The organism is Arenibacter sp. F20364 (genome assembly GCF_023015905.1).
Taxonomy (GTDB): domain Bacteria; phylum Bacteroidota; class Bacteroidia; order Flavobacteriales; family Flavobacteriaceae; genus Arenibacter.
The window spans coordinates 1-4766 of the sequence record NZ_JALKBD010000072.1 but is presented as its reverse complement, the minus strand read 5'-3'; the positions used below and the strand labels follow the sequence as shown (position 1 = coordinate 4766).

General features: G+C 39.8%; 6 protein-coding genes. 2 read left to right on the top strand and 4 right to left on the bottom strand.

From position 1 onward, the window contains the following. The 3 genes from MWU84_RS23525 to MWU84_RS23515 all read right to left on the bottom strand — a co-directional run. Positions 1–256, bottom strand: a 256-nt coding sequence (locus MWU84_RS23525) for a hypothetical protein (RefSeq protein ID WP_246906448.1), incomplete at its 3' end; no start/stop codon positions are given. A 37-nt stretch (positions 257–293) separates the two neighbouring features. Continuing rightward, positions 294–1406, bottom strand: a complete 1113-nt coding sequence (mobB, locus tag MWU84_RS23520; protein WP_246906447.1) for a MobB family relaxase — start codon at positions 1404–1406, stop codon at positions 294–296. Next, entirely contained in the window at positions 1372–2004 is a 633-nt protein-coding gene (locus MWU84_RS23515) for a BfmA/BtgA family mobilization protein (RefSeq protein WP_246906446.1), read from the bottom strand. Before MWU84_RS23515 ends, mobB begins: the two co-directional genes overlap by 35 nt. An 807-nt stretch (positions 2005–2811) precedes the next feature. On the opposite strand from MWU84_RS23515, the gene MWU84_RS23510 reads away from it, so the two are divergent. Both MWU84_RS23510 and MWU84_RS23505 read left to right on the top strand, forming a co-directional pair. Continuing rightward, positions 2812–3837, top strand: a complete 1026-nt coding sequence (locus MWU84_RS23510; RefSeq protein WP_246906445.1) for a replication initiation protein — start codon at positions 2812–2814, stop codon at positions 3835–3837. 77 nt (positions 3838–3914) lie between these two features. Continuing rightward, the gene (locus MWU84_RS23505; protein ID WP_246906444.1) at positions 3915–4355 is read left to right on the top strand and encodes an NUDIX domain-containing protein; all 441 of its coding nucleotides are present in this window, start codon (positions 3915–3917) and stop codon (positions 4353–4355) included. Positions 4356–4362: 7 nt separating this feature from the next. Here MWU84_RS23505 and MWU84_RS23500 read toward each other — a convergent pair whose 3' ends face one another. Further along, the gene (locus MWU84_RS23500) at positions 4363–4503 is read right to left on the bottom strand and encodes a hypothetical protein (RefSeq protein ID WP_246906443.1); all 141 of its coding nucleotides are present in this window, start codon (positions 4501–4503) and stop codon (positions 4363–4365) included. Positions 4504–4766: the final 263 nt, after the last annotated feature.

Sequence of the window (4766 nt, the reverse complement as noted above, 5' to 3'; positions counted from 1 at the left end):
TTTTTTTTTCAGGGATAAGCTTGGGTGCCAATTTCCAAGTAAAGAAAAGGACCCCTGTGGAAAATAGGGCGGGCAACTGATAGAAAATGAAAAAATCCATAAAATTCAGACCGCTGAATTTTTCTACAAAGAAAAAGAGCGACGCAATGGCGATAATAGCAATCCCAAATACCGCAATTTTGTTTTTTATGGAAATCGTGAACAGATAATAAAGCAAGAAAAGGATATTGGCACCAACGATGATCGTTTGTGTCATTTTCGAAGCTTTTATAAATTGATCTATATATTCCATATTAGATACTTGCTGCCCTTGATATTTGTTTACCTACCTGGCTTATCACCTTCTTGGTGATATTGATCCCTGCCGTTACTGGATTGGTGTATGCCCCTTTTTCAAAGCTTTGTAAAATCGCCTTCACCGCTTTTTTCTCTATCTCGTTCACCACTTTTTTCGGCAAATATTTGGGATGGCCCAGAGCTACCCCGGTAGCTTTCTGCAGGGATTTGTCCTTTATGCTTTCCAAAATGGCGCGTTTGGCGATCATCTTGGCCAAGGATTTTGGATTGGTGGCCCCTATGATCATTCCATAGTTCAAGCGGTAATTATAACTGTCCCTTATTTCTCTGGAATACCCGAATTTCTTATCGAACAAGGCTTCCCCCGTGGCTACAAAATTATCCCTGTTAAAACCTTTGGAATGCTCCTTCCCGTCCAATATTCCCTTGCCCCCCCTTTGGTTGGCCAATGGGGAAAGTTTGAATTTCTGTTGGTAATCGTACCGGCTTACCACAATATGCACGTGCAGGTTGTTCCCGTCTTTTTTGGCTCCCTCCAATATTGGGGTCCCTTCCGGATTCCTTATATATTGTTTCTCCAGTTCCCTAACTTTTTGTTTATCGCCCGAATGCTTGACGATCTCTTTTCGGATCGCCGTATTGTAGCGCAGTTCCTTGGCAAACCTTTTGTCCCCGAATTTATAGGTACGTTCATGTTCTACCTTGGCAAAATACATGATATCCTTTCCCGATAATTTGGTGCCGTCCTTGTATTCCCTATTGAAATTATCCGCGTATTTATCCATAAGGTCGTTGACATAGGACTTCAATTTATCCTGGTCCCCCTGGATATGCCTGATTTCTTTTTCGCTCGGGTTTACCGTCATCATATAAAATTTGGTCTCGTCCTTTCCCAATCTTCCCTTATTGCCGTCCAACATACGTTCTGCCGTAACGGCATTGATCGAATCCTTATGGTTGTTGAAAAAATATTCATGTTCCAATATGTCCTTATCCCGGTTCTCCTTTTCCAGGTACTCTATCAAATTGGAAGAGCTGCCCGTGTTGGAACTTATGGCACTGGTCTTATGTATCTTAATTATCATGTAATATTTTCTCGATCCTGTCATAATCCCTTTGATTGATGTTGGCGGTAAATTTACCGCCGGTCATCGCACCGGATTTTGCCAAGCGTTTAAATAAAAAATCCAACTGTTCCCTAAAAATAAGACGTTGTGCCTCTGATTTTTCCAACTGTCCCTTTAGGTCTCCATAGGCTTCATTTTTGGCAATTTGCACTCTTTCAAGTGTGGTCGTTTCCTCAGCGACCTTGGGGAGCGGTTCCCCTTCCGTAACAATATATTTATCCTCCTTTTTATCCGCTTCCTTGTCTGCCTGTTCCATCGCAAAATTGATGACATCGAAAGCTTCCAATTGATCGGTCAACTTCATATGGTGTTCCACCAGGGAATGCACTCTTTTATTCATCGGAACAAAAAAATCCTGTTCCCTTTTCTTCATAAACCCGATGATCCTGTTCTCCAGGTTTTTGATCAGGTCGGGAACATTGGGAAGTGTTTTCGCATACACGTCTATTCCGCTCTGATAAATGAAATCAATGCCTTTGCTCAAATAGTCGATTTCACTTTTTCCACTCCTTTTGGCCAGTATGGCAAGGTTGTTTTTCGCATCGGAATAGATTTTTACACTTGCCCTTTCATTGCTCATTGGATTGTAAATTAATTGATTTTGTCCCTATTTATGTCTACCAAATACCTCTGTATAGCACTATACAATAATGATTTATATTATTATGTCTACTCATAATAGTCTTAAATGTATACATTATTTTTTAAAGTAGACCTAGTAAAGTCAATATTTCTGGGAAAGTAGCGACTTTTCGTGGACAAGCGTATCGGGGGTTCCCCGATTCCATCTCGCTTTCCTATTTCGAGCTGACGCTCTCATTGGAAATGAAAAAAAATCCCTGGTCTATAATAGTATGATGGGCCCACTTTTGTTTTACCCCGGTCCCGGGTCGTCCTGGCCTATTTGAAAATGTTTTTTTGAAATTTTTGTTCAAAAAAAAAGCGCAACGGAAAATCAAAATATTTTTTGGATCTGATCCTTGAGAACGTTAAACAAAACAGCTTCTAATATAAATAAAATCTATGGCGAAAATTTTTTGCGGTTGCTTTTTTGACCTTTTTCATTACCATTCGTCATTTTGCGGAGCAAAAGTGAAATGATGAAAAAAAGGCGTGATTTTTGAAAAATCATGACGGTTTTGAAACCTTATCAACAGGTTAACAGTGCTAATCAAAATTGATTTTTCAATATTATAAGACTAAATATAATAAACAGAATAACTAAACTAAATTACAGGGTCCCGTTATTCCCTATAGAATAGTGGTTTGGAAGAGTTTACTCTAACTGATTGGGGATGGTTAGCTAACTGATTGGGGATACAAACTAACCGATTGGGGATGGAACTCTAACTAAATTGTATATATTTGAAGGGCCAACTCTAACTGATTGGGGATAACAGTATTGGATATGAACGACTTTACCAACAAAAAAATAAAACTTCCCGAGGTTGTGAGGCAACCGTATCAATTGACCGCTAATTTCGTGAAATTCAACTTTTCAGCAGGTGAAAACAGGGTACTGGTACGTATACTTCAAAGGATAAAGGTACACCAAGAGATTAATTATAGCCCCCAAATCGATTTAAATGGCAATATTTCCCTTCAATATCACTACCGGGACTTAATCTTGGACTCTACAAATACTAAGGAAAGATTGGATGATGCTTTGACCAAGTTAAGGGAAAAAACCTTGCCGATCACTAGTAAAATGGTCGTGGACGGAAAAGAAGAAGAGTCCATAAAATTGGTCGGGGTCATCGAAAAACCGGAATGGACCAAGAGCAGGTCCCACGTAAAAATTGATCTGGATGCCGGATTTTACGGTTTCCTGACGGATCTCAGCAAGGGGTATACGGAATTTTTAGCAGACAGTAGTTTTAACCTGACAGGAACCTATAACATCAAGTTTTATTACTATGCTCGTCAATGGCTTAAGACCGGGGGGCGCAAAGTCACTTTGGACCAGTTCCGGAAGGAACTCGAAATTCCTAAAGATAACTATACGACAAATACCTCCAGCGCATTCAAGCAAAAAATCATAGATCCCGCAAAAAAAATGCTGGACGAGATAGCGGATGTTAGCTTTAACTATTCCGATGTTAAGGAAGGGAGAAGAACCGTAGGTTTCAGTTTCAAATTCTACAAGACCAACAATAAGGCCCCGGTACGGCACAATGTAGAAAGGGTCGAGGAAATATTTGAATTGTTGGAAGGTAATTTCAAGCTCTCTAAAGCGGACAAGAGCAGGTTGATAGGGATTATGAACAAATACCAGTTTACCTTCCTTAAATCCATTATAAACACCCACTACTTTGACATTAAGGACATTTACGATCGTGGCCGTGATCTTCCCAATGCCATAAGCAAGGTCATCCTCGATAATTATGAGTATCTGTTCGAAAAGGAGTCCTAATCTAACCGATTGCGGATAAAGAAACATCCTATAGAATGATTAGAACTTATTAATTTTTAACACCAAAATTGTAATAGATGTCTAACTTTAGACCATTAGTGGGAATAGGGGTAATTGTAGAAAATACTAAAGGTGAAATTTTAGTTGGAAAAAGAAAAGGTTCGCATTCTCCGTATTATTCGATTCCCGGAGGCCATTTAGAAATTGGGGAAACCTTTGAAGAAGCAGCACAAAAAGAGGTCTTCGAAGAAACTGGCCTAAAAATCAAGGGGTTAAAGGTTGTTTCAATAACAAACAATCTAGAGACATATAGGGAAGAAGGTTTGCACCACGTTTCTATTATATTGCATACTAATGAATATATTGGCATTCCAAAAGTGATTGAGAAGGATAAGTGTGAGGAATGGCTTTGGGTTAGCCCAAAAAAATTACCTGATCCTCATTTTGAACCCAGCCGTTTAGGGGTTAGATGTTTTCTTGAAAAAACATTTTATATTAGTGTTTTTACTCAAGATTAGAGCCCGATTAATTGTAAATTTGGTTCTCCTGCTCCGATACTCTTATGAAAATAGTATTATCAGGCAAATCTTTCAGTTCTCTGGCACCCACATAATTACAGCAGCTTCTTAGTCCACCAGTAATATTTTGTAAGGTATTTGAAATCATTCCCTGAATACAAGGGGTCTGACCCTATTCTAACCCTTTGCGGATGGGTGCCGGTTACTGCAATAAGCCACTACTCTAACCCATTGCGGACGAAAAAAGCCCTGAAAACAGGGGGTCCAACCCTATTCTAACTCTTTGCGGATAGGATTTGGCATTCCCAAAAATGGACTACTCTAACCAATTGGGGATGGGCAAACGCCCTGAGAACAAGGGGCCTCCGCCTATTCTAACCGATCGGGGATGCCAATGGCCCGCACACCCAA

What these genes read in the sequence shown, in the direction of transcription:
- mobB (WP_246906447.1), bottom strand. Translation starts at nt 1,406, where the DNA reads ATGACAGGATCGAGAAAATATTACATGATAATTAAGATACATAAGACC.
- MWU84_RS23515 (WP_246906446.1), bottom strand. Translation starts at nt 2,004, where the DNA reads ATGAGCAATGAAAGGGCAAGTGTAAAAATCTATTCCGATGCGAAAAAC.
- MWU84_RS23505 (WP_246906444.1), top strand. Translation starts at nt 3,915, where the DNA reads ATGTCTAACTTTAGACCATTAGTGGGAATAGGGGTAATTGTAGAAAAT.
- MWU84_RS23500 (WP_246906443.1), bottom strand. Translation starts at nt 4,503, where the DNA reads ATGATTTCAAATACCTTACAAAATATTACTGGTGGACTAAGAAGCTGC.